This window comes from Embleya sp. NPDC059213, assembly GCF_042754445.1.
Taxonomy (GTDB): domain Bacteria; phylum Actinomycetota; class Actinomycetes; order Streptomycetales; family Streptomycetaceae; genus Embleya.
On sequence record NZ_JBHZAV010000064.1, the window covers coordinates 1 to 26,950 of the forward strand.

Annotated in this window: 29 protein-coding genes; 17 read left to right on the plus strand and 12 right to left on the minus strand. The window is 70.8% G+C overall.

All coding sequences use genetic code 11. The features are described from left to right. The coding region (locus tag ACFXMF_RS23380) for an MFS transporter (RefSeq protein ID WP_380020756.1) at window positions 1-344 on the minus strand (344 nt) is incomplete at its 3' end. Window positions 345-528: 184 nt separating this feature from the next. Next, window positions 529-1,020, minus strand: coding sequence for a VOC family protein (locus ACFXMF_RS23385; RefSeq protein ID WP_379992661.1), 492 nt, complete (start codon window positions 1,018-1,020; stop codon window positions 529-531). A gap of 218 nt (window positions 1,021-1,238) precedes the next feature. Between ACFXMF_RS23385 and ACFXMF_RS23390 the strand changes: the two genes are divergently transcribed. The 10 genes from ACFXMF_RS23390 (at window position 1,239) to ACFXMF_RS23435 (ending at window position 8,559) form a co-directional block, all read left to right on the plus strand. After that, complete coding sequence (locus ACFXMF_RS23390) at window positions 1,239-1,724, plus strand: MarR family winged helix-turn-helix transcriptional regulator (RefSeq protein WP_379992660.1); 486 nt, start codon at window positions 1,239-1,241, stop codon at window positions 1,722-1,724. Between the two features lie 344 nt (window positions 1,725-2,068). Further along, window positions 2,069-2,344 carry a histidine kinase dimerization/phosphoacceptor domain-containing protein gene (locus ACFXMF_RS23395; protein WP_379992372.1) on the plus strand — a complete coding sequence of 92 codons (276 nt, stop codon included), beginning with the start codon at window positions 2,069-2,071 and terminating at the stop codon, window positions 2,342-2,344. 304 nt (window positions 2,345-2,648) lie between these two features. Beyond that, entirely contained in the window at window positions 2,649-3,335 is a 687-nt protein-coding gene (locus ACFXMF_RS23400; RefSeq protein ID WP_360317955.1) for a GntR family transcriptional regulator, read from the plus strand. Further along, complete coding sequence (locus ACFXMF_RS23405) at window positions 3,335-4,153, plus strand: nitrilase-related carbon-nitrogen hydrolase (protein WP_360317952.1); 819 nt, start codon at window positions 3,335-3,337, stop codon at window positions 4,151-4,153. The genes ACFXMF_RS23400 and ACFXMF_RS23405 overlap by 1 nt, the downstream gene beginning before the upstream one ends. Window positions 4,154-4,163: 10 nt before the next feature. Continuing rightward, entirely contained in the window at window positions 4,164-4,847 is a 684-nt protein-coding gene (locus ACFXMF_RS23410) for a DUF2848 family protein (protein WP_360317949.1), read from the plus strand. After that, window positions 4,847-6,301: a 4-hydroxyphenylacetate 3-hydroxylase N-terminal domain-containing protein gene (locus ACFXMF_RS23415; protein ID WP_360317946.1), complete on the plus strand. Its 1,455-nt coding sequence runs from the start codon at window positions 4,847-4,849 to the stop codon at window positions 6,299-6,301. Before ACFXMF_RS23410 ends, ACFXMF_RS23415 begins: the two co-directional genes overlap by 1 nt. Before the next feature lie 20 nt (window positions 6,302-6,321). Beyond that, entirely contained in the window at window positions 6,322-6,666 is a 345-nt protein-coding gene (locus ACFXMF_RS23420; protein ID WP_379992368.1) for a cupin domain-containing protein, read from the plus strand. Window positions 6,667-6,683: 17 nt separating this feature from the next. Beyond that, on the plus strand, window positions 6,684-7,205 hold the full coding sequence (locus ACFXMF_RS23425) for a flavin reductase family protein (protein WP_360317940.1): 522 nt from the start codon (window positions 6,684-6,686) through the stop codon (window positions 7,203-7,205). Window positions 7,206-7,356: 151 nt separating this feature from the next. After that, window positions 7,357-7,776 (plus strand): nuclear transport factor 2 family protein, encoded by a 420-nt coding sequence (locus ACFXMF_RS23430; protein ID WP_379992369.1) that lies wholly within the window; start codon window positions 7,357-7,359, stop codon window positions 7,774-7,776. 18 nt (window positions 7,777-7,794) lie between these two features. Beyond that, window positions 7,795-8,559 carry an alpha/beta fold hydrolase gene (locus ACFXMF_RS23435; RefSeq protein WP_379992371.1) on the plus strand — a complete coding sequence of 255 codons (765 nt, stop codon included), beginning with the start codon at window positions 7,795-7,797 and terminating at the stop codon, window positions 8,557-8,559. Between the two features lie 261 nt (window positions 8,560-8,820). On the opposite strand, the gene ACFXMF_RS23440 is transcribed toward ACFXMF_RS23435, so the two are convergent. From ACFXMF_RS23440 to ACFXMF_RS23450, 3 genes are all read right to left on the minus strand, one after another. Then, window positions 8,821-8,958 carry a hypothetical protein gene (locus tag ACFXMF_RS23440; RefSeq protein WP_360317934.1) on the minus strand — a complete coding sequence of 46 codons (138 nt, stop codon included), beginning with the start codon at window positions 8,956-8,958 and terminating at the stop codon, window positions 8,821-8,823. Window positions 8,959-9,307: 349 nt separating this feature from the next. After that, the gene (locus ACFXMF_RS23445) at window positions 9,308-10,204 is read right to left on the minus strand and encodes a hypothetical protein (RefSeq protein WP_379992851.1); all 897 of its coding nucleotides are present in this window, start codon (window positions 10,202-10,204) and stop codon (window positions 9,308-9,310) included. A 47-nt stretch (window positions 10,205-10,251) separates the two neighbouring features. Then, complete coding sequence (locus tag ACFXMF_RS23450) at window positions 10,252-10,782, minus strand: SigE family RNA polymerase sigma factor (RefSeq protein WP_360317930.1); 531 nt, start codon at window positions 10,780-10,782, stop codon at window positions 10,252-10,254. Between the two features lie 175 nt (window positions 10,783-10,957). Here ACFXMF_RS23450 and ACFXMF_RS23455 point away from each other — a divergent pair, with 175 nt between their 5' ends. Both ACFXMF_RS23455 and ACFXMF_RS23460 read left to right on the plus strand, forming a co-directional pair. After that, window positions 10,958-11,194 carry a hypothetical protein gene (locus ACFXMF_RS23455; protein WP_379992850.1) on the plus strand — a complete coding sequence of 79 codons (237 nt, stop codon included), beginning with the start codon at window positions 10,958-10,960 and terminating at the stop codon, window positions 11,192-11,194. 638 nt (window positions 11,195-11,832) lie between these two features. Continuing rightward, entirely contained in the window at window positions 11,833-12,378 is a 546-nt protein-coding gene (locus ACFXMF_RS23460; RefSeq protein WP_379991401.1) for a hypothetical protein, read from the plus strand. 616 nt (window positions 12,379-12,994) lie between these two features. On the opposite strand, the gene ACFXMF_RS23465 is transcribed toward ACFXMF_RS23460, so the two are convergent. After that, on the minus strand, window positions 12,995-15,505 hold the full coding sequence (locus tag ACFXMF_RS23465; protein WP_380020758.1) for an MMPL family transporter: 2,511 nt from the start codon (window positions 15,503-15,505) through the stop codon (window positions 12,995-12,997). A 170-nt stretch (window positions 15,506-15,675) separates the two neighbouring features. Between ACFXMF_RS23465 and ACFXMF_RS23470 the strand changes: the two genes are divergently transcribed. Continuing rightward, on the plus strand, window positions 15,676-16,266 hold the full coding sequence (locus ACFXMF_RS23470; RefSeq protein WP_379991403.1) for a TetR/AcrR family transcriptional regulator: 591 nt from the start codon (window positions 15,676-15,678) through the stop codon (window positions 16,264-16,266). A gap of 333 nt (window positions 16,267-16,599) precedes the next feature. On the opposite strand, the gene ACFXMF_RS23475 is transcribed toward ACFXMF_RS23470, so the two are convergent. The 4 genes from ACFXMF_RS23475 to ACFXMF_RS23490 form a co-directional block, all read right to left on the minus strand. After that, window positions 16,600-17,265, minus strand: coding sequence for a nitroreductase (locus ACFXMF_RS23475; protein ID WP_379991404.1), 666 nt, complete (start codon window positions 17,263-17,265; stop codon window positions 16,600-16,602). A 109-nt stretch (window positions 17,266-17,374) separates the two neighbouring features. Then, window positions 17,375-19,030, minus strand: coding sequence for a sensor histidine kinase (locus ACFXMF_RS23480; protein ID WP_379991411.1), 1,656 nt, complete (start codon window positions 19,028-19,030; stop codon window positions 17,375-17,377). A 119-nt stretch (window positions 19,031-19,149) separates the two neighbouring features. Beyond that, window positions 19,150-19,818 (minus strand): ABC transporter permease, encoded by a 669-nt coding sequence (locus ACFXMF_RS23485; RefSeq protein ID WP_379991405.1) that lies wholly within the window; start codon window positions 19,816-19,818, stop codon window positions 19,150-19,152. Between the two features lie 146 nt (window positions 19,819-19,964). After that, window positions 19,965-20,936, minus strand: a complete 972-nt coding sequence (locus ACFXMF_RS23490) for an ATP-binding cassette domain-containing protein (protein WP_379991406.1) — start codon at window positions 20,934-20,936, stop codon at window positions 19,965-19,967. Window positions 20,937-21,249: 313 nt separating this feature from the next. Between ACFXMF_RS23490 and ACFXMF_RS23495 the strand changes: the two genes are divergently transcribed. Both ACFXMF_RS23495 and ACFXMF_RS23500 read left to right on the plus strand, forming a co-directional pair. Next, the gene (locus ACFXMF_RS23495) at window positions 21,250-21,870 is read left to right on the plus strand and encodes a response regulator (protein ID WP_379991412.1); all 621 of its coding nucleotides are present in this window, start codon (window positions 21,250-21,252) and stop codon (window positions 21,868-21,870) included. 190 nt (window positions 21,871-22,060) lie between these two features. Then, window positions 22,061-22,921 (plus strand): aminoglycoside N(3)-acetyltransferase, encoded by an 861-nt coding sequence (locus tag ACFXMF_RS23500; RefSeq protein WP_379991407.1) that lies wholly within the window; start codon window positions 22,061-22,063, stop codon window positions 22,919-22,921. A gap of 380 nt (window positions 22,922-23,301) precedes the next feature. On the opposite strand, the gene ACFXMF_RS23505 is transcribed toward ACFXMF_RS23500, so the two are convergent. Together ACFXMF_RS23505 and ACFXMF_RS23510 are read right to left on the minus strand one after the other, a co-directional pair. Continuing rightward, on the minus strand, window positions 23,302-24,450 hold the full coding sequence (locus ACFXMF_RS23505; protein WP_379991408.1) for a methyltransferase domain-containing protein: 1,149 nt from the start codon (window positions 24,448-24,450) through the stop codon (window positions 23,302-23,304). Further along, window positions 24,451-24,603, minus strand: a complete 153-nt coding sequence (locus ACFXMF_RS23510; RefSeq protein ID WP_360317907.1) for a hypothetical protein — start codon at window positions 24,601-24,603, stop codon at window positions 24,451-24,453. A gap of 179 nt (window positions 24,604-24,782) precedes the next feature. Here ACFXMF_RS23510 and ACFXMF_RS23515 point away from each other — a divergent pair, with 179 nt between their 5' ends. Both ACFXMF_RS23515 and ACFXMF_RS23520 read left to right on the plus strand, forming a co-directional pair. Further along, window positions 24,783-25,232 (plus strand): hypothetical protein, encoded by a 450-nt coding sequence (locus ACFXMF_RS23515; protein WP_379991409.1) that lies wholly within the window; start codon window positions 24,783-24,785, stop codon window positions 25,230-25,232. 181 nt (window positions 25,233-25,413) lie between these two features. Continuing rightward, complete coding sequence (locus ACFXMF_RS23520) at window positions 25,414-26,316, plus strand: hypothetical protein (protein ID WP_380018082.1); 903 nt, start codon at window positions 25,414-25,416, stop codon at window positions 26,314-26,316. Window positions 26,317-26,950 lie beyond the last annotated feature (634 nt).

Here is a 26,950-nt window from a genome sequence, read left to right on the forward strand (position 1 = left end):
ACCACCGAGCCGATGCCGAAGAACGCGCCGTGGGCGAGGGAGGCCACGATGCGGCCGGCGAGCATCACGCCCATGGTCGGTGCCACGGCGGAGAGCAGGTTTCCCGCCACGAACAGGCCCATGAGGACCATGAGCATCGTCTTGCGGCCGATCCGGGTGCCGAGCACCGTCATCAGCGGGGCGCCGATGACGACGCCGATCGCGTAACCGGTGACCAGGAGCCCGGCGGAGGGGATGGACACCCCGTAGTCGGCGGCGATCTCGGGCAGCAGGCCCATGATCACGAACTCGGTGGTGCCGATCCCGAAGGCCCCGATGGCCAAGGCCAGGAGCGCGAGAGGCATGGTGTGCCACCCTCCATACGATTGCTGTTGCGCCTTACGTGCTCCGACAATAATTGCATGCGCTGGCTAATGCAAATGCGGGCATTCGCCTATAGCTGATGGTGGGCGATGGCGGTGGGCATGCGAACGCGGGTGGGGTCCGGGATCGTGTCGGTCCGGATCCCACCCGCGCCGGTCGGGCGCTTCAGGCGGCGAAGCCGCCCTCGGGCCGGATGATCTCCAGGTTGGTGCCGTCCGGGTCGTTGAAGTAGGCGACCCTGGTGCCGAGCGCCGCCTCGGGCGTCACCTCACCCGCGATGAACGTGTAGTCGTCGCCGAGGAAGCCGTAGCCCGCGTCCTTCATCCGCCGGTACACCGCGTCGAAGTCGTCCACCCGCAGACACAGGTGCATCGAGCCCGGACGGTTGGCGGCGCCCCGGGTCGGCTCGCCGGGCGGGTTGCGGAACTCGATGAGGTCGATGCCGAGGCTGTTGTCGAGGTTGATCGTGGCGTAGCGCAGCTCCGCGGTGGACAGGCCCTGCGACCCGCCGAACGGCACGCTGTGCATGGTTCCCGAGGCGACGGGCTCGCGCCCGGTGAGGGCCTGATAGAACGCGATCGAGGCGTCCAGGTCCGACACCGAGATCCCGACGTGGGCCGCCCGGGTGAGGTTCATCGGGGTGCTGGAAACGGCCATGACGATTCCCTTCGTTCCGAGCCCTGTGCGGCGGCGATCGCCGCGCGGGTGCAGGGGGGATTCCTGGGGGCCAGGTAAGGACGATTCTCCGGACGGGCGGCGGACCGCGCATCCGGGCCGCCTGGAGGCTAATACTTGTATGAGCGGGATACATGCACTGGCCGATATTTGCGTAAGGGCTTATTCTGGAGGCGCCCTACCCGGAAGGAGCCTCGCCCATGACCGCCACGGACCCCGCGCTGACCGCCCTCGCCAACGGATGGGCCGCCCTCTACCTCCTGGCCGGCCGGATCGAGGCGCGCATCGAGCGCGCGCTCCAGGCCGAGCACGACCTGAGCGTGCGCGAGTACTCGCTGCTGGACGTGCTCGGCCGCCAGCACGACGGCGAGGGCGGGCACCTGCAGATGAAGCAGGTCGCCGACGCGGTGGTGCTCAGCCAGAGCGCCACCACGCGCCTGGTCACCCGGCTGGAGGACCGCGGCCTGCTCTCGCGCTACCTCTGCGCGACCGACCGCCGCGGCATCTACACCGATGTGACCGGGCCGGGCCTGGAACTCCTGGAAGCGGCCAGGCCGACCAACGAGGCCGCCCTCCGGGAGGCACTGGACGAGGCCGCCAAGAACCCCGAACTGGCCCCGCTGGTCGCCACCACCGAGGAGATGAACACGTCGCGACGGCTCCCGGAGCCCGCCGCCACGCGCTGAGCACGACGAAGCCCCGCGGCCTCGCCAAGGCGGCCCCGGGGCTTCGTGCCGACCACTGCCGCCCGTCCTCGACCGGGCCCACTCCCGGAAAGCAGCCCGCCGACCTCGACTACCAAGAGGGGCGGCGCCCGACACCGGGAGACTCCGCGATCGCGCGGCGTGCCGGACGCCCCCGCCGCGCGCCCTCCACGCCGCCCGCCCGGCGAACCAGGGGAATGCGGGAACAACGACTTCGAACACCCCAGCGCTCACCCGGCCACACTCAAGGCCCGGGCCGACATGAAACCGCGGCCCACGACGCCGAGCGGCGGGCCGCGGCGGACGCGGCGGAGGAACGGCTGCGGATGGCCCGCGAGTTGCACGACGTGGTCGCGCACAGCATGAGCCTGATCACCGTGCAGGCCGGCGTCGCGCACCTCGTCGGGGCCCGAGCGGCCCGAGGAGGCGCTGCGCGCTCGGCTCGATCGAGGCCACCGGGCGCACCGCGCTGCGCGAGATGCGCCGCCTGCTCGGCATCCTGCGAGAGGGGAGCGATACCCCGCAGAGCGCCGACCTGGCCCCGGCGCCCACGCTCGCCGCCGTCGATGACGCGGCGGCGGCCGGACTACGGGTCGAACTGATCGTGCACGGTGAACGACGTGAACTGCCCGTCGGCATCCCGACGCGTCCTTCGGGGGATCGGGTGCCGGCGGCACGCACGGGCTCGAACTCGTTGCGAAGGGCGCGCGAGATCAGGCCGCGCCCGGGCTCTCGTCGTGGGTGGACCCGCCCCCGTCGAGCAGGTCGCCCGATCGACGATCCGATCGTCGGCCCGCGCGTGACGTACGCCGAGAACACCACGACCTCCGGGCTGCCCGCGACGTTCACCGGAGTCGCCGACGCGAACCTCTTGTCGTTGGTATGCGCGTTGTATACATTGTGTTCATGAGCAGCGTACGAAAGCCCGCCGGCGGTGGATCCGCCCAGGACATCACCTATCGATGGCTCAAGAAGCACATCTCCGCCCTGCCTCGGGACGGGGGAACCTTCCTGATCGAGTCCGAGGTCGCCCAGGCGGCGGGCACGTCGCGAACTCCGGTGCGCGAGGCGTTGCTGCGCCTGGAAACCGAGGGATTCGTGCAGATCATGCCGAAGAAGGGCGCCTTCGTACCGCCCATCTCGGACGCGGAGGTACGCACCGTGATGGAAGCCCGCGAACTGATCGAGGACTGGAGCATGCGGCGCGTGGTCCCGGCCGGCGAAGCGTTCCTGGACGAGCTCGACGCCCTCGTGGCCGCCCAGGAGGGCCTGGTCGACGACGCGGTGGGATTCATCGACTGCGACCGGGCCTTCCACGGCGCGATCGTGCGGCAGGCCGGCAACCCGGTCCTCGCCGACTTCTACGAGGCGTTGCGCGAGCGCCAGGTCCGGATGGGTCTGCGTGCCGTCGTCGGCGACGAGGGCCGTTTCCGCAAGGTCTTGGCCGAGCACGCGGCGATCGTGTCCGCTCTGCGCACCGGTGATCCGGACCGGGCGGCCCAGGCACTGGGGACCCACCTGGGCAGCACGCTCGCCGCGCTGCACCTGCCCGAAGTCGCCCGCCGGGGCTCCGACGACTCCCTGGGGGCGTGATGAGGATCGCCCTGGTCCAGGTCGCCAGCCCGCCGACCGAAACGCCCCGAGCCCGCCGCGAGCGGGTGGGCTCGATGGTCGAACAGGCCCGCGGGGCCGACCTGGTCGTGCTCCCCGAACTGTGGGCGGCCGGCTACTTCGGCTTCGAGTCCTACGCCGAACACGCCGAGCCGCTGAACGGTCCCACGGTCACCGCGGCCCGCGCCTGGGCCCGGGCGCTGGACGCGCACGTGCACCTGGGCAGCTTCGTCCAGCGCGACGACGACGGCCGACTGTTCAACACCGCCGCCCTGATCACCCCGGACGGGCTGATCGCGCACACCTACCGCAAGATCCACGTCTTCGGCCACGCCTCCCGCGAGGCCGAACTGCTCACCCCCGGCGACCGGATCGACGTGGCCGGCACCGCCCTCGGGCGCCTGGGCGCCACCACCTGCTACGACCTGCGCTTCCCCGAACTGTGGCGCGACCTGGTCGACCGAGGGGCCCGCATCGCCGTCGTACCCGCCGCCTGGCCCGCCGCCCGCCGCGAGCACTGGCAACTGTTCACCTCCTGCCGAGCCGTCGAACAACAACTGCTCGTGATCGCCTGCAACGCGGTCGGCGTCCAGGACGGCGGCGTCGAACTCGGTGGACACAGCCGTGTCGTCGACGCCTGGGGCCGCGTCCTGGTCGAGGCCGGCACCGAGGAGGGCGTCACCTTCTGCGACGCCGACCCCGCCGACGTCGACCGGGTACGCGCCCAGTTCCCGGTCCTCGCCGACCGTCGCCCCATCTCGTCGTTTCCACCCCGGGGGAGCGCGCCGGACCCACGCTAAGGAACCACTTGTGAGCACTTCGATACCACCGCTGCGTATGCGCGTGGTCGACACCGACGAATACCTGGACGTGCGGCCGGCGCGCCTGGTCGTGGCGGGCTACACCGCGCGCGACGAGGCCGCCGCACGACGCCACATCGAGGAACTCGCGGCCATCGGCATCCCGCCACCCGCGACCGTGCCGGCCTTCTACGATCTCGACCCGTCCCTGCTCACCACCGAACGAACCGTCGCGGTGGACGGCGAGGCGACCTCGGGCGAGGTGGAACCCGTGGTCATCCGCCACCGAGGCCGCCTATTCCTGGCGGTCGGCTCGGACCATACCGATCGCGAACGCGAACGCCTGGACATCACCTCGTCCAAGGCCGCCTGCCCCAAGCCGCTGGGCACCGACGTGATCGAACTCGACGCCGGCACCCGCCCACCGAACTGGGAACAGCTGACCGCCGAATCCGCGATCGACGGTCGCCCCTATCAGCACGGACCACTGTCCGCGCTGCGCCACCCCCGCGAACTGCTCCACCGGATGACCGCGGCCATCGGCGACGTCGCCGGTGACCTGGTGTTGTTCTGCGGCACCCTGCCCCTGCTCACCGGCGACTTCGTGTACGGCTCCCGCTGGCTGCTGTCCATCGAACTGCCCGGCGGGCCCTCCCTGACCCATGACTACACCGTGCACCAGAGGAGTTCGTGATGCGCACCGGAGCCGAATACCTGGCCTCTCTCAAGGACGACCGTCGTGTCCACGTCGACGGCGAGGTCGTCGCGGACGTCGCCCACCACCCGGCCTTCACCCCCATCGCGACGACGATCGCCGAACTCTTCGACATCGCCGCCGACCCCGAATCCGGCTTCACCCGCCCCGACCCGGAGACCGGCGAGCCGATCAACCTGCTGTTCACGGCCCCGCGAAGCCGGGACGAACTCACCGCCTACCGCACCGCCGCGACCCGCTGGGCCAGACACACCCACGGCTGGGTCGGACGCAGCCCCGACCATGTCGGTGCGTTCGTCGCCGCGTTCGGGGCCCACCCGGAGGCGTTCGCGAGCGGCGAGCGCGATCTGGCCGCCAACATCGTCGCCTACCGACGCCGGGTCGCCGCCGAGAATCTGTACGTGTCCTACGCGATCATCCCGCCGCAGGTCTCCCGGGCGACCACCGCACACGCCTGGGAAGGCGAGTTGGTCCAGGTCGGCGTGGCAGAGGAGCGTCCCGACGGCATCGTGGTGCGCGGCGCGCAGATGCTGGCCACCGGCGGCGCGGTCGCCGACGAGATCCTGGTGTCGTGCATCAAACCGCTCGGCCCCGAGGACACCGACTTCGCGCTGAGCTTCGCGGTGCCCGTCGGCGCCCAGGGCCTGAAGCTGTACTGTCGACGCCCCTACGCGCCGGCCGCCACCAGCGCCTACGACTACCCGCTGACCACGCGCTACGACGAGACCGACGCACTGTTGGTCTTCGACGATGTGTTCATCCCGTGGGAGCAGGTGTTCGTCTACCGCGATGTCCCCGGACTGCGACGCCAGTTCTTCGACACCGGCGCCCACGTGCTGGGCAACTGGCAGGCCCAGATCCGACTGAGCGTCAAGCTCCAGTTCCTGGCCGGCCTGGCCCGCAAGGTGGCCGCCGTCAACGGAGTCGATCGTTTCCCGGGCGTCGTCGAGAAACTCGGTGAACTCGCGAGCCTGGTCTCGCTCGCCGAGTCCGCGGTCCTCGCCGCCGAATACACCGCCGAGCCCGACGAGCAGGGCATGTGGCGCCCCGGCTCCCGGGCCGTCTACGGGGCGATGGGTATGCAGTCGGAACTGTACCCACGCGTGCTGGCGATCCTGCGCGACCTCGTCGGCGGGGGAGTGCTCCAAGTGCCCTCCGGCATCGCCGACATGACCAATCCCGAAACGCGCGCCGACATCGATCGCTACATCCAGAGCCCCGGTGCCACGGCCGAGGAGCGGGTCAAGCTCTTCAAGCTGGTCTGGGACGCCGTCGGCAGCGAGTTCGCCGGGCGCCACCACCAGTACGAACTCTTCTACGCGGGCGCACCGTTCGTGGTGAAGGGCTACGCCTACCGCAACTACGACTTCGACGCGCCACTCGCCGCGGTGGACGCCTTCCTGGCGAGCTACCACGTCGAGAGCACCGTGTGAAACCACAGGAGCGTGACCAAGTGAGCAAGCCCGAACGCGAGTTCTTCCCCGTCTCCGACATCGAGTTCACCCTGTGTCCGGGCGACGACCCGGCGATCACCGAACGAGTCCTGGCCAAGGACCCCGCCACCGGGGTCGCGACCCGAATCCTGCGCTACGCGCCGGGCGCCGATTCCACCCCGATGGGCGTGCAGCGCCACGACTTCTGGGAAGAGGTGTACATCCTGGAGGGCTCGTTCACCGACATCACCCTGGGCCGCACATTCACCGCCGGCATGTACGCCTGCCGCCCGCCGGGCATGCCGCACGGGCCCTGGCGAACCGACGAGGGCGTGGTCACCTTCGAAGTGCGCTACCGCGCCTGAGCATCGGAGACAACGACATGGCTTCCACCCTCGCGTCCGTGGACCCGCAGACGATGCGCCGGACCATGGGCCGTTTCGCCACCGGGGTGGCGGTGGTCACGACCTACGCTCCCGACGGCACGCCGCACGGGATGACGGTCAACTCGCTGACCTCGGTGTCCCTGGACCCGCCGCTGCTGCTGGTCTGCCTCAACATCGGCGCGCGCAGCACCGACGCGATCACCGCTTCGGGTCGATTCGCCGTCAGCATCCTGTCGTCGCGTCAGGAACCGATCGCGATGCGCTTCGCCCGGCGCGCCGAGGACCACTTCGCCGGCCTCGAACCCGCCTACGGAAGGCACCACGTACCGGTGATCCCGGATGCCCTCGCCCACCTGGAATGCGACGTGGAGCGCCACTTCGTCGCCGGAGACCACATCGTGGTCGTCGGCCGCGTCCTGGACACCTGCGAGCGCGCCGGCGAACCGCTGGCCTTCCTCGGTGGACGCTTCGGCGACCTCGTCGACCGCGGGCACGCCCAGGTGCCCTGGTACTTCTGAACCCCACTCGGCCCGACGCTCTCGGGGCCTGATCGCCCCGAACGGCCGAACGGCGGACGCCGCCGCAATCCGGGCTGCCCCCACGGGTCGCAGCCCCCGATCCGCAACCGACAAGCGCCGCCCCGCGGCGCCCCTGCGAAGGCGAACAGACATGCCTCTGACAGTGGAAGACAAGCTGGCGATCCAAGAGCTCGCCGCCCGGCAGTTCAAATACCTCGACGCGCACGACGTCGATGCCTGGGCACAGTGTTGGATCCCCGACGGAACGTTCGTCGCGAACTACGGGACCTTCCAGGGCCACACGTCCATCAAGGAGTTCCTCCGCGGTCACATCGCGGCGGGCAAGGAGGACGGCGCGCGACACCTGGGCGTCAATCACGTGATCGAAGGCGACGCCGAGCGGGCCGAGATGTACAGCGTCGTGGTCAAACTCCAGGTCGTGCAGTCGCCGTTCATCATCGCGACGGGCATCTACCGCGACACCCTGGTCCGCACGCCCGACGGTTGGCGATTCGAGTCCCGCCGGCTCGACATCGACCCGGGTGTCTTCGCCGCCGGCCCGCGTGCCTGAGCAGAACGGAGTACGTCGTTGAACACGCTCGCCTCGGAGCGATGGGGTGATCACGGCCCCCGGCTCCTGCTGATTCACGGCAGCCTGAACTCCGCCGCCGCCGCATTCGTGGAGCAGCAAGCCTTCGCGGACGAATGGACCGTGATCGCGCCCTATCGACGCGGTTACCGTCCGAGCCCGCACACCGATCGCATCGACCCCGATCGCGATGCCGAAGAGATCGTGGAACTGATCGGTTCCGGTGCCCACCTCGTGGGCACCTCCATGGGCGGTGTCGTGGCCATGCGGGCGGCGGCGCTGGTCCCGGATCGTGTGTGGTCCCTCACCGTCATCGAACCACCCGCGCTGCCCAACGGGATCGGCCATCCCGCGGTCGACGAGCTGCGCGAGGCACTGATGCGGCACTGGGAGCGGAACGTCTCGGCCGACGACGAGACGTTCCTGGCGGGATTCCTGGAGGCCCTCGGCGTCAAGCTTTCGCTGCCGAGCCCGCTTCCCCCGGAGTTCGTGGAGGCCGTACACAATCTGAAGACGGAACGGCCGTGGGACACGGGAGTTCCGTTGCCGTTGCTCGCCGGGACCACCTTCCCCAAGCTCGTCGTATCGGGCGGCGGAACCCCCGCGTTCGAAGCGGTATGCGACGTGCTGGCGACACACATGAACGCCGAGCGCAGGCTCTTCCCGGGAAGCCCGCACGCCGTACAGCGGATCGGCCGACCGTTCAACGACGCGCTGAGAGCCTTCCTCACCGCGGCCGAATCCCGACGGGGCAATCCCGAATAGCCGAACACGTCAAGCCGGGACGGCCGCCCGGCGAAGACGACCGATCCCGTCTCGACACGAGAGGCGCGAAGCAGCCGGGGCGACGACCAACGTCGCCCCGGCTCCTCGGCATGCGGCCGGCGCCGGTGAGCCCGTCCTGCGGTTGTTTTCGGGACCCCTGGCCGAGAACGCCGAACAGGCAGCCCCTTTCGTGCGCGCGACGGCCCTCGCCCGCGGGGACTACGCACTCGCCCTCCTCGAATCCTGCGCGGACGACAAGCGCTACCAGGCCTCGGCGGCGTGTTGGAGGAAGGCATGGCGCGGCAAGGGGCCGTGGCCGAGCCGGCGTGCGTCCATCGCGGCCTCGATCACCGCCCTGGTGCCGGGCAGGTCCCGGGCCTTGCGGTAGCGCTCGATCACGGCGGGAGCGTCCGCCGGATATCGGGTGACGCCCCCTGGGGAACCCCGGCGACCTGCGCGACTGCGCCTCCGCGGGCACCCCGGGCGGCGACGACGACCCCCGCCTCGTGTCGTCACCGTTTCCGGCGCCGGGCGCGCGGTCGTGACCGCAGCGGGGCCGGACGTTCGGGCGACCGCGTCGGTGGGGGTGGCCTCGCGCCGGTCTTTGTCCGACCGCTCCCCGTACCGATGTCCCTCTTCGTTCGGTGGCGCCCGGCAAGCAGGCGCGGACCTTGCCGGGCGCCTCGGGCGGATCACGGGGCGGCCCCGGCCGGACCGGCGGGGCCGCCCCCGGCGTGGGCGGGACGGGTCAGGACTGTTGTGCCGGGCCGAACGAGGCGATCGGGGACCACGTCGTGCCCAAGGTGGGCGGTGTGACGGGGTCGGCGGGCGGCGGCGGGACGTAGGCTGCGAGGATCGGCGCCCAGGCCGGGTTCCTCAGGATGGACAGGGCCTGCTCGTCGGTCAGCGGCAAGGTGCTGCGGGTGGGCTTGCCGTTGTCCGACAGTTCGCCGTTTCCGTAGCTCAGTTCGACCATGGTCTCCCCGGTGACGTAGTTGACGCTCTTCCAGGCGATGCCCTTGTCCGGAAAGGGCTTCTCGAAGGTGCCGAGCAGCGTTCCGTCCGGTGCGTTGCGGCAGCCGCCGAAGTTGTTCTCCTTGGGCTTGGGCCTGCCGTCGGCCATGGTGCACCCGAAGAACCGCTTGCCCACCATGTGGAAGGTCACCTCGACCACGCCCTGGCCGGTGTCCCAGGTGACCTTCGCGTAGAGGCCGCCGTCGACGGCGGTGTTGGTCGTGATCTGCTTCGCCCCCCCGGGCAGCAGGTTCCTGATGATCGGACCGAGCCGATCGGCGAGGGGATTCGGTGCCACCGGCTGCGCCGGCAGTTCCGGGTTCACGCCCCCCAACCGTCCGTCGATCCGGGACGGCGACGGATCCGCCGCGGGCCCCGCCTTGGTCGCCGGACTCGTCCGCAGCTGTGCCGCGCCCAGCCCGCCCGCCACGATCACTCCCACCGCCAGGGTCACGCCAACGGTCTGCCCCAACGCACGCCGCCGCGCCCGGCGGCGGCCGCCCTCGGCCGCCCGGGTAGCCAGCCCCGCGCCCGGCGGGATCACCAACTCGTCCACTTCGGCGCGCAGTTCGCTGCGAAACAGGTCCTCGGTCTCCACTGCCTGCCCTTCCACGACGTCGGTTCCCCTCATGTGTGCCACTGTGTCCGCCGCCGGCCATTCCGTTGTGCGCCGTTTCCTCACGGCTGTCCCTCCGCAGCGGCCTCGCGGGTCAGCTCCGGCACGCGCTCGCGCAGCCTGGCGAGCGCGCGCATCGTGCCGGTCTTCACGGCGGACACGCCCATACCCAGCCGCCGTGCGGTCTCCTCGACGCTCAGGTCCTCCCAGTACCGCAGCACCAGCAGGGCGCGGTCGCGTGGTTCGAGGGTGCGCAGCGCGCCGACGAGGGTGAGCCGCAGTTCGGGGTCGCCGTGAACGAGGGCGGGGGTGCGGGCCAGCACGTCGGCGTCTATGCCCGTCATCTCGCCGCTGCTCTTGCGGCGGCGCCCATCCAGGAACGCGTTGATCAGGACGCGCTTGGCGTAGGCCTGCGGGTGCTCCTGCCGCTCGAGCTTGGGCCACACGACGTAGACCTTCTCCAACGCGGTCTGCGCGAGGTCCTCGGCCGCATGCCAGTCGCCGCAGAGCAGGAAGGCCGTGCGGCGCAGTACGGTCTGGTTCGCCTCGGCGAACTCGGCGAATCCGATGCGCTCCCTGTGGAACCAACCCATCCTTCTCCCCGCTCCGTCGTCGACCTCACAGAGTCTTGACGGGTCGAACCGCCGGTTCGGTCACACCTGGCTGCGCAGGCGAGAACGAAGAGCGGTCGATTGATCATGTGTTGACCATTGGATTTGCAGGATCTGGGACTTTGGATCCTGGCTGCGTGGCCTGGGTTTTGCTGCGGTGGTCCGATATCGCGTGCGGTTCACCGACAGCGCCGAGAACAACATCGCGAAACTCCCCGCCGCGCGCCGGCAGCAGAGCAATAGTGCGGCCGACAGCGCACTCGGTTCCGACCCGTACGGCAACGGCTCCTCACCGGTGCGTGGCGACCGGGACCGCCGCGACGTCACCCTCGCCGACGCGATCCCGACCTACGAGGCCGGCCCGAACGTGGTGGTCGTCGCCCCCTTCGGGTGACCTCCGCCCCCGGCGGTGTCGCGTGGCGCTGTCCGACCCGGTGGTGGGGGTTGGGCCGGGTGCGGGAGGTCGCCACCCGACTCGAAACCTGGACGGGTTGAGTCGATCACCGTGACCCGCGAGGATGGTCGCGTCACGCTCGGTCGTCGAACCCCCACCCCGGAGGCGGATGTGCGCGCATGTGTGAAGCGTCGAATCGTGTTGGGCGTCGCGTCGATCGCGTTGGGCGGTGGCGTCGTGATCGGCGCCGCGGCCCAACTGGCGAAGATGATCGTGCCCGGCGCGGCGTGACGTGGGGCGCCGGGCCGCGGGCGTCACCCGCCCGCGCCCGGCGCGGCCGCACTGCCCGACACGGCAGGAGCCTCGTTCTCTCTACCGGGTGCGGCGCCGCGTGTACCGAGTCCGAGAGACCCGGACATCCCTGCCCGGGTGGCGGGTGGGCGGGGCGACGCCGCGATTACTCTCGCGCGCACTGCGGGTTCGCCCTACGCGAGCACTGTTCGGGGCGGGTCTGAAGATGAGGAAGGGGTTCGCGGTGCCCCTTCCGCAACAGCCGACGTGCTCGTCGTAGTCGGCGAGCAAGGGGGCGGGCGGGGGCGGACGAGGGGAGGTCTGAGGGGTGCCGCTAGCGTGGCCGCATGGTGCGCAGCCCGCTGGACGAATGGCAAGCGATGCGTCGCGTCGTCGACGGCGTTCGGCGCGACGGCGCGTTCGAGGCGCGGACCTCCACGAAGGCCCTCGCGGCCATTGCCGGCTGCACGGTGCCGTTGCTCGCGGCGATGGCGGGGTCGTTCGCGAGTCCGAATCCGGACATGCCGAAGGTGCTCGTTCCGGTCGTGGCGGTGCCGCTGGTGGCCGTCGTCGTGTGGATCGTGTGGCTGGTCGTGCCGCGCGTGCGGCTGCGGGTGGACGCGGACGGCATCGCGGTCCGCGGGCGGCGCGTCGTGGCGTGGGGGGACGTGGCCGAGTTCCGGACCGGGATCGCCGCGGGGCGGGCACCGCAAAGCTACGTGCTGGTCGAACGCGGCGGCGCCGCCGGCCCGCTGCCGCCCGTGAAGCTGCCGATTCTGCTCGACGTCGACACGGCGATTCTGCGCGCCGCACTCAACACCCTCCTCGTCGAGCGGCGCGAAGGAACACGGCCCGGCCCCGGGCCCGTCCGGCCGCGCCCGAGCCGGCCCTGACGCGGCCCACCGCGCACGCGCTTCCCGCACATCGAATCGGACGAACTGGCTTGCGCGGTCCAGGCGTTCGTCGCCCACTCGGTCTCGGAGTGACCAGCGCGGCGGCCTCGGCGGAACTTGCCGGCGCGCCGCCGCGATCACCGCGCTCACCCGCGCTCGGGACTCCGACCGCCACGGGCACGACGTCCGCGCCGCCCGCAAGCGCCTTTCTCGACCGACCCGGCCCCGCCCGACTCCGCGTCGTCGTATCCGAGAGGACAATGAATCGCCCAACTCGAGGCGGTCCCACAATCGGCCGTCACCGCCAAGCGCGACGCCATGCCTGCCGAGGTTCGTCACGACATTCCCCAGGCCCGGATCCTCGACAGCAACGACAGCTACGGCGGTTCGAGCCGGACACGAAGTCCCACCTCGTCCGTGCCGCCGCGGCGTCCACGGCGCGCGGCCTGCGCACCGCGTTCGATACACGGACGTCCGAACCGGCGGAGGGGGCTGCGACAGGGTCTTCCCGAAGATCGGTACGTCGCCGCTGTCCTGGCCCCTTCGGGGAGTGGCGGGGGAGTCGGCCGAAGCCCCGACGCCGCGCGGCGCCGGGGGCTGTATCCGGGCAGTCGAGTCATGCGGAGGGAGAGGGGTGCGGGGCCGGGGTCGGCTCGGTGAGCCGGCCGGTGCGGCGGGCCCAGGTTTCGAATGCCACGGTCATGAAGGGAGGTATGGCGGCGAGCAGGGCGAAGAGAGTCGTCCGGCCCAGCCGCCACTTGAGCCGGATCGCCACCAGAACGGTCAGGAGCAGGTAGGCGATGAAGGCGGCTCCGTGGAGTGTTCCGAGGATCCGTACGCCGAGTTCGGTGGTCTTCGGGATGTACTTGACGTACATCCCGATCAGCAGGCCGGCCCAGGTGCATGCCTCGATGACCGCGATCCGGGTGAAGGCGCGCAGCAGGCGCCCGGTCGGGATCGTGGTTCCGCCGGCGGGCGGGGCGACGGCGGGCGTGGGAGGTGTCTTGCGGCTGGGGCGTGCGGGCCACAGGGCGTGGTCACCGAGAAGGCGGACGATGGCGGGGACCAGGAGCGGCCGGATGAGGAAGGTGTCCAGCAGGATGCCGAAGGCCATGGCGAAGCCGAACTGGAACAGTTCGCGGATCGGTTGGGTCATCAGGACGGCGAAGGTCGCGGCAAGGATGAGGCCCGCGGAGGAGACGACGCCGCCGGTGCGGGTGAGGGCGGCGCTGATGGCCTTGTCCGGGGGCAGGGTGCGCAGCTCCTGTTTGAACCGGCTCATGATGAAGATGTTGTAGTCGACGCCGAGTGCGACGAGGAAGACGAAGATGTATGCGGTGACGCGGTTGCCGATGCCTTCGTCACCCAGGACGGTGACGGTGAGGAAGGTGGTGGCGCCCAAGGTGGCCAGAAAGGACAGGAGGAGGGTTGCCACCAGGTAGAGCGGTGCGAGGAGCGAGCGCAGCAGGAGGATGAGGACCGCTGTGACGATGGCGAGGACCAGGAACACGATGAAGGTCGTGTCGCGGTCGAGGGCTGAGCGGATGTCGGCGGTCTGTGCCGTCTCTCCCGCGATGAACACCGTGGTGCCCGTCACGCCGGCGGCATCGGCCGCGGCCCGCGCGGTCTCCTTGAGCGGACCGATGGCGTCGAGTGCCTTCGAGCTGTACGGGTCGAGGCTGAGGACGACGTCGTAGAAGACCGTTGTGCCGTCGGGCCCGAAGCGGGGGTGCCGTCCGACCCTGCCGACGTCGTCGACGCCGGCGAGCGCGGCGGCGATGGCGGCGGGCGCGGTGCCGGATCTCAGGTCGTCCCGGGACCGGACGACGACGGTGCCGGGCGCGATCTCACCCGGGCCGAACTTCTCCTGGATGAGGTGCTGCCCGCGCTCGGACTCGGTGGCGGCACGGAAGCCGCCGAGCGTGTTGAAGCTCTCGTGGTAGCCGAGCAACCCGGCACTCATCACCACGAGCAGCGCGACCACGGCCATGCCCACTCGGACCGGGGCCCGGGCGACGAGAGCGGCAACGCGGTGCCAGACGCCCGTGCCGCGGCTTCGTTCGGCGGCTTTGGTCGCGCCACCGGGCCAGAAGACGCTCCCGCCCAGCAGCAGGATCAGGGCGGGGACGAAGGTGAACGCCACCGGCGCCATGACGGCCACGCCGAGAGCGAGGTAGGGCCCGAAGCCGTGCAGCGCCGGGGAGACGGCCACGAGCAGGGCGAACATGGCGAGCACGATGGTCAAGGCGCCGGCGAGGACGGATTCGGTCGTTCGGCGCACGGCGGTCTGCATCGCGCGCGGACGGTCCGTCTCGTCGAGGAGGGCCTCGCGGTAGCGGGCGGTGATGATCAGCGCGTAGTCCGTGCCCACGCCGAACAGCAGCACGGTCATGATCGAGGCGGTTTGGGAGCTGACCGTGATGATCCCGGCGTCCGCGAGGAGTGCTCCGGTCGTCTCCGCCACGCGCATGGCCACGCCGACGGCGAGGAGGGGCACGAGGGCCATCAGGGGTGAGCGGTAGACGGCCAGGAGGATGACGAGGACGAGCAGGATGGTGGCCAGGAGCATGACCTTGTCGCCGCCGCTGAAGACTTTCACGGTGTCGGTGGCGATCCCGGCGGGGCCGGTCACGGCGACTTCGGTGGGACCCGCACGGTCGGCCGCGAGGGCGCGTACCTCGTCGACGGCGTGCTGGAAGGACTCGTCCGAGGGGCTTCCGGTCATGGGCACGATGACCAGTTGGGCGCTGCGGTCCTGCGAGACCAGTTCGGCTACGGCGTCGGGAGCGGTCACCGTGGAGATCACGCTCGCCACATGGTCGGGCCGGGTGGATTCCGAGAGCGCCGAGGTGATGCGAGTGACGGCCTCCCCGGCGCTTGCCGCGGCGTCGGTTCCCTCGCCGCGCACCACGATGATCGCCGGCGTCGCGTCCTGGCCCGGAAGCTGCGCACGGACGAGGGCGCGGGCCTTCATGGAATCCGAGGCGGCGGGCGGAAGGTTGGCGGAGGCGTTGTCCTCGACGGATTCCAGAGCGGGGGCGACCCCGGCGAGGAGGCCCGCGATCAGTACCCAGAACGCGACCACCACGGCGGCACGTTTTCTTGATCCCAGGAGACATCGGAGCATGCGGGAGTACATCGGTTGCATCGGGAAGCCTTCGGCCGGAAGCACGGACAGAACTTAGCGACAGGGGTGTCGCTAAGTTGCGGCCAAGTTAGCACGGGCTCTCTCGGCACCCCGGATACGGCGGTAGATTGGCGCGGGGGACAGCGAATGGCCGAGGCGGAGCGGGGAGAATGCCCAAGATCGAAGCCGGCAGTGTGCGTGAGCACCGGGCCAAGCGGCTCGCTCGGCTGATCGACGCGGCCGAGGCGATCCTGAACGAGGACGGCGTGGAGAACCTCACCGCCGGCGCGGTCGCCGCGCGGGCCGGTATCGCCCGCAACAGCATCTACCGCTACTTCGACTCCATCGAAGACCTGCTCGAACTCGTCGTGACCCGCGAGTTCCCCGCCTGGGTCACCGTCGTCGAGGACGCCATCGCCGCCGAGGCCACACCCCGGGCCCGGGCCGCCGCGTATGTGCGGGCGAATGTCGAGCAGGCGGCCCGCGGTACCCACGGCCGGCGCGCGTCGCTGTCCCGCGGCTCGCTGTCCGATCGCGTCCGGCAGCGGGTCAGGGATCTGCACGGGTCGCTGCACAGGGCGCTGGAGGGCGTGGTCGCCGAACTCGGTACGGCGCAGCCCGAACTCACCACAGCGGTGATCCAAGCGGTCGTCGACGCGTGCGTCCGCAGGATCGACCAGGGCGACGACCCCGCGGAGGTCACCTCGTTCGCCCTGCGCGCCGTGCACCGATTGCTCGCCCCGGACGCCGACCGACAGTGAGCGTCGGCGTACACCTGTACGTCGCCCCGTGTCGGGGACGCCGAACCCGGTCGCCGGCGTCGGCTGTTCGTTCGCCGTCGGTGCCGGCCTCGGGTCGCCGGCCCCGCGCGGTTGGGGTCGGTGCCGGCCGGTGCGCGGGGCGGTGTCGTCTTCCGGGCCGGCTGCCCGCTGTTCCCTGATCGCCGTCTCCACCAGGGCGCGTGCGGCCCAGGTGATGGCCTCCTGCTCGGCCTGTGGGCCGAGTCCGCGGACGTCGCGCAGGGCGATCGGTTGCGTGCGGCCGACCAGCATCCGTCGAAGGCGATGCACCTGCGGATCCCGACCGTCGGATGGTCACATTCCGACGAAGCTCACTGTTTCGGTCGTGTCCGCCCGCCCGGTGCGCAGCCGTGGCGTGCCTTCCTTCTCGAATCCCACGGAGACACCGCAGAACAGCACGAGCCCCTCGTCGGCTCCGACCATTTCGTTGACGGTCTTGCGATACATCGTCCACATCACCTGCGGACAGCTGTGCAGCCCTTCCGCCCTCAGCAACAGCATGACCGTCTGCAGGTACATCCCCGCGTCCGCCCACTGCCCGGGACCCATCGTCTCGTCGAGGTAGCAGAACAGCACGACCGGCGCCCCGAAGGCCCGCGAGTTCAAGGCGGCGATCTTCATGGGCCTTTCGGGGTCGTCGCGCTCGATGCCCAACGCTTCGTAGCGCTGGGCGGCCGCGGCGGCGAAGCGGTCCGTATACGGCGAGGTCAGTTCGGCCGGGTACATCGGATACTCCCGCTCGTCGCCCGGGTCGCCCGACAGGGCCCTGGCCGTCGCGCGCCTCTTCAGTTCGGCCAAGGGCTCGCCCGCCACGACATAGGCATGCCACGGCTGGAGGTTCCCGCTCGACGGAGCCCGCGTTGCCGCGGTCAACACTCGTTCGAGAACCTCCCGGGGTACCGGCTCGTCGCTGAACGCCCGCACGGCCCGGCGGCCGTCCACCGCTTCATACACATCCACGTGGTTCTCGTCCTCTCAGTCGACGCAGCTCGACCTGTCGGTCGGCAAAGGCTCTTCGTCGGTCCCGGGTCGTTTCGGTTCAGCTCTTCCTCGACGGTACGGATGGTGGTCACGGGGTTGTCGGCCGGCTCGCGGAAACGGTGTCCTTCGTCGTCAGCGTGTTGCCGGACCAGCACAGCCGGTAGAGGTCGACCTCGGTCAACAGGTCGCGGCCGGATCGGTAGAACTCGCAACGGACACCGGGCGGTTGAGGTGCGAAACGGGCATGGTCGGGCGGGTACGGGTAGGCGTGGTCCGGCAACAAGGAAGCGAGTTCGGCGCGGGGCCGGCCGATGGTCAGCTCGTCGAACCGGGACGGCGGCAGCACGCTGGTTGTCAACTGCCAGGCCAGGTAGACGGCTGAGGGTACGAAGAAGGCGGCTGCGACGACGGGAGCCGCGAAGGCGGCGACGGAGCGGCGGCGGGCGGCATTTCGTACGGAGGCGAGCCGTCTGACGGACTCCGGTACGACGGTGTTCGTATCCGGCCGCGCGGATCCTGCGTGCGGCCCGCGAGGTGCGGGCGCCGTCTTCGGGTGCGGCGTCGGCGTTCCCGGGCAAGCCGCGACCTGGTGCGGGAAGACGGCGGTGACGCGGAATCCGCCCTGGTGGGGGCCGGTCCACAAGGAGCCGCCGAGTACCGTCACCCGTTCCCTGAGCCCCGTCAGGCCCCGGCCGCCGGCACCGATCGTCGGGCCTTCGGCCGCGAACGCCGGCCGGTCGGCCGGCGGAGCTGCGTTCACGACGTCTACGCGGGTACGGTCGGCCGCGTGCGAGATCCGCACCCGGATCTCGCCGTCCGGTGCGTGCTTGACCGCGTTGGTGAGTGCCTCCTGCACCGCCCGGTAGACACCTCCTTGGACCAGGGCGGACAGTATGGGCATCGCCCCGTGCCGCTCCCAGCGCACCGGCACTCCGCAGGCGGCCGCCCGCCCGAGGAGGTCCTCGACGGTGTCGGTGACGGGCAGGCCCGTTTCGGCCGGGTCGTGCAGGACCGCGACGGTCTCGCGCAGTTGCTCCACGGCGTCCGCGATCGTCGCGCGCAGCTCGGCGAGGTCGGTGCGGTCGCGGTCGGTGAGGTCGGGAGAGAGTTCCAGGGCGCCGGCGCGCAGGGCGACCAGGCTCAGCACGTGCCCGAGAGAGTCGTGCATGTCGGCCGCGATGTCCGCGCGTTCGGTCAGCCGCGCCTGCTCCGCGACCAGGTGCTGGTGTTCCTCCAGGCTCCGGGCCAACTGCCAGCCTTCCCTCACCAGTTCGTGCCGCCCGCGCCAGTGCCGTCCGGCCAGCCAGGGCAACACGAGAGCGGCGGGCAGCACGGTCGACGCGTAGAACCACCACACGGCCGGCGTCCGCAGCACCGCGCACGTCGCGAGAACGACGGCGAAGCAGCCGGCCAGCACCAGGAGCGGGCGTCGGGCCGCAGCGACCCGGAGTCCCAGCAGAAAGCTCAGGGCGGCCAGTGACAGGACGTGGGCGTTGGCAGGGGTCGCGGGGTCGGCCATGCCCAGCGCGCACAGTCCGTTGACCAGGACGACCGCGGTTCCCGGCCGGCGGCGGGACAGCGGGACGGCCACCGCCAGGACGGCCAGCGGCAGACACAGGTCCTCGACCGGCGAGGCCGCGGCGCCCGCGTCCCGGAACCCGTAGCCGGTGGCAGCGGCGAGCACGCTCGACAGGGCCACGTCACCGCACACCTGTCTGACCGGGGGCATCCGTATGTAGGGCATGGTGCGTCGATCGTCCTTCCGGCTCATGTCCTCACCTTTCGGGTCGATTCTGTGGGACGGCCCCGGACGCCCGGCGCGGGAGTGGGCCCGACGAGGGCTGCGGGTCGCCCCGGCGCCGGTCAGGCGTCCCGTCGACGCAGCACGTACAGGCCGATCAGGTGTGCGGTCGCGGCCCACGCCGTCACGATCAGGACCGCCGTTGCCGGCCCGTACGGTGCGTCGGCCTCCAGACGCATGAAGTGGCCCCCCGCACCCTGCGGTAGCCGGTCGTCGAGGTCCGCGAGCGTCGGGCCTCCCAGGCCCAGGAGGATGCCGGGCAGCGCCCACAGGAGGGTGGCGAGGATCGAGAGAGCGCCTGCCGGATGACGCGTGGCGAACGCCACCCCGATGCTCAGCACAGCGACCAACGCCTCGTAGAGACCGACCGCGAGGACCTGACGCAGGCTCGCGCCGGCCGCGAAGGAGGCCCGTCCGTCGAACCCCACCCAGGCCACGGCCGTGCCCACGACGGCGAACGTGGTGCCGGCGACGAACGCCACTACGGCTGCCACCAGGGCCTTCGCGGCGTGGACCCGATGCCGCCGAGGAACCGACAGGAGGGAAGTCCGCACGCTGCCCGTCGCGTACTCGGAGGTGACCGCGACCGTGGCCAGGACGACGACGGCGAACTGCACGAGGACTGCGGAGGAGGCCGCCGCGTTCCCGACGGGCTGCACCGGATGCTCGTTGATGCGGGCGATCGAAGCGTAGTAGTAGGTGAAGACACCGGTGAACGCAAGGCCCGCCACAAGACAGAGATAGGAGGCTCGGAGGGACCACAGTTTGGTCCACTCGGCGGCGACGGCCCCGGCGAAACCTGCGGGTGCGCCCCGACCCGGAGCCTCAGGAACGGCGTGTGGCGGGTCCGCGCGCCTGACGGGTGTCGTCGGGATGGTCATGCTCGTCCCGCTTCGTTCGGCGCCGCGAGTGCGGCGGTCGGGTCCGCGGCGCTGCTGCCCGCGGTGTACTCGGCGCTGCGTGCGGTCAGGTCCATGTACGCCTGCTCCAACGAGACTTCGACGTCGCTCAGCCGGTGCAACCGGACTCGGCAGTAGTGGGCCAGGTCGCCGATCTCCGCGGCGGTGCGGCCCTCGACGGTGAGTTCGCCGGACGCGGACACCTCGACGCTCACCCCGTCGATGCTCGTCAGGCGACGGATCAGCGTCGCCCTGCCCTCGGGGTCGGGCACCACCGTGCGCGCCGACGCCAAAGAAGCGGCGGCGAGAAACTCCCCCATGGAGGCGTCGCTCAGAAGCCGGCCACGTCCGATGACGACGAGATGGTCGGCCGTCAGTTGCATCTCGCTCATCAGGTGGCTGGAGAGGAACACGGTGCGTCCTTGGGCCGCCTGCTCACGGACCAGCCGGCGGATCCACCGCACGCCATCCGGGTCGAGGCCGTTGACCGGCTCGTCCAGGACGAGTACGGACGGGTCGCCGAGCAGTGCGCCCGCCACCCCCAGCCGCCCGTTCATGCCGAGCGAGTACGTGCCGGCGGGCCGCCGGGCGGCCTTGGCCAGGCCCACGCGCTCCAGCACCTCGTCCACGCGCCGCGCCGGGATTCCGTTGGCCCGGGCTTGGGCGACAAGGTGGGTGCGGCCGGAACGGGCCGGGTGGACGGCCCGCGCATCCAGCATCGCGCCGACCTCGCACAGCGGCCGCCGCAGGCTTGTGTAGGGCCGGCCGCCGATCAGGGCCTCGCCGCGCGTGGGGTGGTCCAAGCCGAGGATCATCCGCATGGTGGTGGATTTGCCGGCCCCGTTGGGGCCGAGGAAGCCGGTCACCCGGCCGGCTCGGACATCGAAGGTCAGGTCGTCCACGGCGAGGATGTCGCCGTGGCGTTTGGTGAGTCCTCGGACGGTGATCACGGAGATCCTTGCTGTCGGCCGCTGACCGCGGAAACGAGCTCGCGGAAGTCGACAGCGGCGCACACCGACGCACGGTGGGTCTGGGCCGGCCGCTTCGTTTCCCGTACGAAGCGACGCTAGGAGTTCGCGGCGTCGGTGCCCATCGGTCGAACGGCAGGGATGCCCTGCCGTTCGTCGGGGGTACGCTCCGACCCGGGGCGGATCCGAGGTCTCCCGGTCCGCCGCCGGAGCACGCCGCCCGTAGGCTCGCCGGGTGACGGATACGACACCCGGCGATCGACCGGTCCGAGTCCTGGTGGCCGACGACGAGGCGATGGTCCGGGCGGGAGTGCGGGCCATCCTGGCCAGGGCCTTGGACATCGACGTGGTCGCCGAGGCGGGTGACGGGCACGAGGCCATCGCGCTCGCCCGCCGACACCGGCCCGATGTGGTCCTGTTGGACATCCAAATGCCCGGCCTGGACGGGCTCACGGCGGCTGCGCTGCTGCACCGGGATCGGACGGCGGCCGGTGTCGTCATGCTGACGACCTTCGGTCAGGACGAGTACATCACCCGCGCCTTGGAGGAGGGCGCCGACGGCTTCCTGTTGAAGGCGGACGACCCGAGGGAACTGCTCAACGGGGTACGTGCGGTGGGAGCCGGCGGGGCCTACCTGTCCCCGCGGGTCGCGGGCCGGGTCGTCGCCGGCATGCGTGCGCACCGCGCGGCACATCCCCACCGCTCTCTGGAACGGCTCACGGATCGGGAGCGCGAGGTCCTGGCCGGACTCGGGACCGGCCTCTCCAACGCGGAGATCGCGCGCCGACTGCACCTGGTCGAGGGCACGGTGAAGGCACACGTGAGCGCGGTACTCGCGAAACTGGGCGCTCGCAACCGGGTCGAGGCGGCCATCGCCGCCTACGAGGCAGGCATGGTCCCATCACGCCGCGGCTGATCCGACATCACGTCACGGGTCACGTTTCCGTCATGTCCACGGCCGCGTGATTACGCGTCGAGCGCGAGGCGTGCCCACCCTCCAGGCCCTGGAGGCGCCGCCCGGGCGGAGATCCTCGCGCTCCTCCGTGCCGCCTTGGCGCACGGACAGAGCGACGCCCCCACCACCCCGAATACGGAGAACCTCAAGCATGCGAATCACCGAGCCGCAAACCGGCGAGCTGACCTACACCGACCTGATGGAGGGATGGCGCAAGGTCGGCGTCCGGGACGGCATGTCCGTAATCGTTCACTCGTCCTTGTCCAGCATCGGCCGTGTCGACGGCGGCGCAGCCACCGTGGTCGACAGCCTGCGCGCCGCACTCGGACCGGCCGGAACGCTCCTTGCCCCCACCTTCACGTGGCAGGTCGCCGATCCCGACCCTGATCACGTCGGTATCCCCGACGCCGCAGTGATCGAAAGGCGCGCGGCCGTGCCCGTGTTTCATCCCGACTTGCCGTCCACCGGGATGGGCGCCGTCCCCGAACTCTTGCGCTCCTTGCCCGGGAGCGTGCGCAGCTCGCATCCGCAGGCGTCCGTCACCGCCATCGGTGTTCGGGCAGTCGACGTCGTTCGCCGCCAGACGCTCGGGTTCGCGGTCGGCCGCGCGTCGCCGTTCGGGCGTCTGCACGACCTCGGGGGCCACGTCCTCCTCGTGGGCGTCGGCCACGACCGCAACACCTTCCTGCACCACGCCGAAACACTCACGCCCCGTCCGCGCCTGAAGGTCCGCCGCTTCCCCCGGGAACTCGAAGGCGAGCGGGTGTGGGTCGAGGCGCTCGACGTCGGCAACGACAACGGCAGGTACTTCCCGACGATCGGCCGCGAGTTCGAGGAGCAGGCCGGCATCGTCGAAGTCCTGGTCGGCGACGCTCCATGCCGACTGATCCCGGTGCGGGAGCTTGTCGCTTTCGCGGTTGGCCGTCTCACCGAACTACTCGACGCGGAGCGCACAACCAACAGCCTCCGGTCCATGGATGCCCGCCCGCGGCCTGGTGAAGACCGCCCCTGACGTCGACCGGCCCACCAGGCCCGCCACGCGCAGAACACGCGCGGAAGAGCGCCGAGGATTTCGATTTCCGAGCCGTAAACGAACGGGAACTCGACGCGGAGCGCGAGCAGATCGCGAAATCGGTACTCGACATCCACAACGAAGCGAACCGGGTCTCTGTGCGGGATCTCTCGTCGGCTGCGGCATCTTCGACAGCGGGCGCAGGAACCGGGGGAGAACTCGTACACAGGCTTCCATCCGTTCGGGCGTTCGCCCACTTCGACGGGCGCTAAAGCCGTACGCTGACACAACCACGCGTGATCCGGATCCTCCCGGGCCGTAGCGCTACCGGATGGTCCCGTCCCGGCGCGGGCGTGTCGTGCGGCGAGTCTTGGTCTTTGTCAGGCCGAGGTGGGGAGGTGGAAGCGGCGGCCGGTGTCGGGGTCGCCCTCCCACACGTACTGCTCGTCCCGGCCGATGGTGATGCCGTGGTCCCAGCGGCTTACCTGCCCGTGCGCGATCCATGCGTCCCAGGCGGTCTCGAGCGCGTCGAGCAGGCGCAGGGGACCGCCTTGTTCGGTGCGGGCGCCGCCGTCGGGCTCGGTGGTGACGACGGCCCAGGAGGAGGTGCCGTCGTGGATCCAGGCGTTGACGCCGTCGTCGTCGGTGTCGGTGGTGTAGAGCACGTCGGGCAGCGCCATGCGCAGCGCCCACAGGAGGTTCGGGTCGGTGTGCAGGGGGGTGATGTCGCGGTGGACGGCGCGTTTGTCGTCGGGGGCCCGGCCGGCGCGGACCTGGGTCCAGGAGCGGACGGTGGCGGCGGGGGCGGGGGTGCCGCGTGCGTGCATGAATTGCGCGAGGCCGTGCATCCAGCCCCGGGCGCTGCGATGGTCGTCGGCGACGGTGACGGCGAAGTGCCCCATGCGGCCGAGGGGGAAGACCAGGTCGCCGCCGGGGACGGTCTGTTCGATCCAGGCCCAGGGGACGTGGTCGACGGCGTAGGTGGCGATCACCCTGTCGTAGGGGGCCGTTTCGGGCCGCCCGAGGTTGCCGTCGCCGACCGAGACGTCGACGCGAACCCCGGAACGCCGCAGCCTCCCGTCCGCCGCGTCCGCGAGTCCCGCCGCAGCCTCCACACCGGTCACCCGCCCGGAGCCGCCGACGCGGTGTGCGAGCAGTGCCGCGTTCCAGCCGGTCCCCGTGCCCAACTCAAGCACGCGGTGGCCGGGTTCGACGTCGAGGGAGTCGAGCATGGTCGCCACGACCGCAGGCGCCGACAGCGACGACGACGGGATGCCGTCGGTGATCTCGGTGACGGCCGCGTCGTCGGGCCCGGCGTAGACGAGTTCGGCCCATCGGTCGGGGTCGGCGGTGCGGTCGACGGGTACATAAGCGGTTTCGTTCCAGTCCCAGAGCCGGTCCGGTGCGAACGCGTGGCGGGGCAGCGCGTCGAACGCGTCGCGAACCCAGGGGGCGTCCTCGGGCCAAGCGTGACGCGCCCGCATCGCCTCGTCCAGGGCACGGCGACGAACTTCGAGGACGCCGGCCATCTACTTCGGGTCCTTCTTGTGGCGGCCGTCCGGGGTCGGCTCCGGAGTGGGCTGCCCGTCCTTGTTGCCTGGCGGGGGGTTGCCCTTGGACGGGTCGGGGGCCGGTTTGTTGTGCTCGCCCATGATGGTGGTCGCCCCTTCTCGGGTCGTCACAGTCCGAAACCTCATGATGACGCAACCGGGAGCGGAGGGGGAACGGTTCGTGACGACCGAAGCCATCACGCGACAGGACACAGTGTCATGGCCGCCTTCCCGTGCCGCCGCCGTCGAGGACCACCTCGCTGTGTTCGTACGCATCGCGGCGGGTCGGGCGGACGCGGTGGTACTCCTGCATGAGTAGAGACGCCGAGGTCATCGTGCCGGCCCGTCATGCGGACGAGGTCATGGAGCCGCTGACCTGGCAGGACACGGAACGCACCTGGCGGGGCCATGTCGGGCCGATCTCGGGTCGGTGGGGCTTCGACTTCGGGTGGGCCCTGGAGTTCGACAAGGCCCGGGCCCGCCACGGCCTGCTCAGGCATCTGGAGTCGCTGCCGTCGCCGTATCCGGGAACGATGCGGGTGCTGCTCCGCGACCAGGACGACGACTGTTTCGGGTTGTGGATGCTCCGGGACGGCAGGCTCGTGGAGATCGCCATCGAGCGCACGGAGCGGTTTCACCGAGCTTCTCCGCCCAACGAGCGGTTCGAGCCCGCCCCGGGGCTGCTGCTGCGGACCGATCCGGGCGCGGATCTGCCCGAGCAGACGCCGGAGGAACTCCGCGATCCCCGCCCGGCCCGGTAGGCCCCCGACCACGACCTCGTCGGGCCCCGCCGCCCGGCGCCGAGGGCCGGCCTTCGATCCGCGCCGAACGGCCGAGGGTGTGGTGTCAATGCCGGGCGGGCCTTCCCTGCGGGTGTCTGCTGCTCGGCGCGGACGCGGACCTGCTCGAGCGCGTTGCCCGTGGCCTCTGCGTGTGACGCTTATGAAGCAAATATGTGGGCGCCTGGCGCTCCTGTGCGCGGTGGTGGCCGTGGTCGTCGGCAATCTGCCGCTCTTCCTCGTCCCGCCCAAGGGCGCAATGCTGTATCCGGCCGTCGCGGCGCCCGCGTTCGCCGTCGCCTGGGCCGCGTTGTCCGCGTCCGACCGGCGCGGTATCGCGCGTGTGGACCTCGACAAGCCGGACACCCCCCGCCAGGCGCGTCCCGGCTCCGCCTGGCCCGTACGCATCGGCCTCGGCAGCGGTGCCGCGCTGATCCAGGTGATCGGACCCGACGGCGAGTACGGGCGCCGCGTGGCCGAGGTCCGCGAGGCCGGCGGCGGACGCCACACCCTGCCCATCGACAGCGTCGTCGGCACGGCGCGCCGAACCGGCACGAGCATCAACGAGCAGGACCAGTACGCCGCCACGGTTACCGTCACCGTCCCGTTCACCGACGGCCCGCGCAGTGTCACCGTGTCGGGGGTGCGCACGCTCGATGCGCCCGCCCCTGGTCGCGCCGCACATCTGGTCTATGCCGCCGATCACCCGGAACTCGGCGTCCACGACGACCCGTACGGGTTCTTCGACACCACCTTCCCGATGATCTTCATATGGGCGTTCACCGGCGTTCTCACGCTCGTCCTCGCCGGCGGCCTCGCCACCGTGAACATCGGCCGCCTGCGGATCTTCCATCCGCGTGTGCACCTGCCGGCCATGCTGATCCTCGGCGCGGGCGGCGCGCTGCTGCTGCCCCTGGTACTCGGCCACCCGGACGGCAGCACGGACATCCTCCTCGCCGTCCCGGCCGCCGCGGCGCCCTGGGCCGCGGCGGTGTGGATGATCGTCAAACTCGGGCGCCTGCACGGCACGGACGCGGTGTTCGCGCCCACCCACTTCGATGCCTGAGTCGCGATATCGCCCGGGTATCGGAGTTCCGAGGTAGTCCTCCCAGGTCCGGACGCCCACCGCGTTCTCCGGCGTAATGGCTTCGTCCACTTCCAGGAGGAGCATTTGGCGATGGGTTCGACGGCAGCAGACGATCATCAGGGCCAAGGATGTTCGCCGATTTCGACGGCACGGCTGAGGCGGGTGTTTCGGGGCGATGATGCCTTGTGGTGTGGACGTCACGGCTTCCCCGTCCTCGGGGCCGCGTCATTGCCTGGCGTGTGGCCCTGCGCGGGCCGTTCCGACCTTGCCTGGCGGAGGAACTCGTTGTGGGCGTCGCCCGGGAAGAGCGTGTCGTTTCGGAACGAGGCGTCCGAGGACTCGAACAACACCGCTGCATGCGGCGGTCGAGGCTGCGGCGGACGATCGGCGACGACGTCCCGAAGGATCCGCCGGATCGGCGGATCTTCGCTCTCAGGGGTTGCCGCCGCAACCGGCCCGCATCCCTCTCCCGCCGTCTTCGTTGGTCTTCGTGCTGGTGCTCGGAATTTCCGGGTGCCGCCTTGACGGGTCGGGTGCGAGGAAGGTGTGCCGGTGACGTCCCGGTTGCGGGTGATCCGAGGTGGCGGTGTCCCGCTTGAACCGGTGACCGCCG

Coding starts and splice junctions, on each gene's coding strand:
- ACFXMF_RS23505 (WP_379991408.1), bottom strand. CDS start 24,450: ATGGCCGGCGTCCTCGAAGTTCGTCGCCGTGCCCTGGACGAGGCGATG.
- ACFXMF_RS23400 (WP_360317955.1), top strand. CDS start 2,649: ATGAGCAGCGTACGAAAGCCCGCCGGCGGTGGATCCGCCCAGGACATC.
- ACFXMF_RS23460 (WP_379991401.1), top strand. CDS start 11,833: ATGGTGCGCAGCCCGCTGGACGAATGGCAAGCGATGCGTCGCGTCGTC.
- ACFXMF_RS23415 (WP_360317946.1), top strand. CDS start 4,847: ATGCGCACCGGAGCCGAATACCTGGCCTCTCTCAAGGACGACCGTCGT.
- ACFXMF_RS23430 (WP_379992369.1), top strand. CDS start 7,357: ATGCCTCTGACAGTGGAAGACAAGCTGGCGATCCAAGAGCTCGCCGCC.
- ACFXMF_RS23450 (WP_360317930.1), bottom strand. CDS start 10,782: ATGGGTTGGTTCCACAGGGAGCGCATCGGATTCGCCGAGTTCGCCGAG.
- ACFXMF_RS23405 (WP_360317952.1), top strand. CDS start 3,335: ATGAGGATCGCCCTGGTCCAGGTCGCCAGCCCGCCGACCGAAACGCCC.
- ACFXMF_RS23385 (WP_379992661.1), bottom strand. CDS start 1,020: ATGGCCGTTTCCAGCACCCCGATGAACCTCACCCGGGCGGCCCACGTC.
- ACFXMF_RS23445 (WP_379992851.1), bottom strand. CDS start 10,204: ATGAGGGGAACCGACGTCGTGGAAGGGCAGGCAGTGGAGACCGAGGAC.
- ACFXMF_RS23465 (WP_380020758.1), bottom strand. CDS start 15,505: ATGCTCCGATGTCTCCTGGGATCAAGAAAACGTGCCGCCGTGGTGGTC.
- ACFXMF_RS23495 (WP_379991412.1), top strand. CDS start 21,250: ATGGTCCGGGCGGGAGTGCGGGCCATCCTGGCCAGGGCCTTGGACATC.
- ACFXMF_RS23480 (WP_379991411.1), bottom strand. CDS start 19,030: ATGCCCTACATACGGATGCCCCCGGTCAGACAGGTGTGCGGTGACGTG.
- ACFXMF_RS23500 (WP_379991407.1), top strand. CDS start 22,061: ATGCGAATCACCGAGCCGCAAACCGGCGAGCTGACCTACACCGACCTG.
- ACFXMF_RS23515 (WP_379991409.1), top strand. CDS start 24,783: ATGAGTAGAGACGCCGAGGTCATCGTGCCGGCCCGTCATGCGGACGAG.
- ACFXMF_RS23425 (WP_360317940.1), top strand. CDS start 6,684: ATGGCTTCCACCCTCGCGTCCGTGGACCCGCAGACGATGCGCCGGACC.
- ACFXMF_RS23520 (WP_380018082.1), top strand. CDS start 25,414: ATGAAGCAAATATGTGGGCGCCTGGCGCTCCTGTGCGCGGTGGTGGCC.
- ACFXMF_RS23390 (WP_379992660.1), top strand. CDS start 1,239: ATGACCGCCACGGACCCCGCGCTGACCGCCCTCGCCAACGGATGGGCC.
- ACFXMF_RS23395 (WP_379992372.1), top strand. CDS start 2,069: ATGGCCCGCGAGTTGCACGACGTGGTCGCGCACAGCATGAGCCTGATC.
- ACFXMF_RS23470 (WP_379991403.1), top strand. CDS start 15,676: ATGCCCAAGATCGAAGCCGGCAGTGTGCGTGAGCACCGGGCCAAGCGG.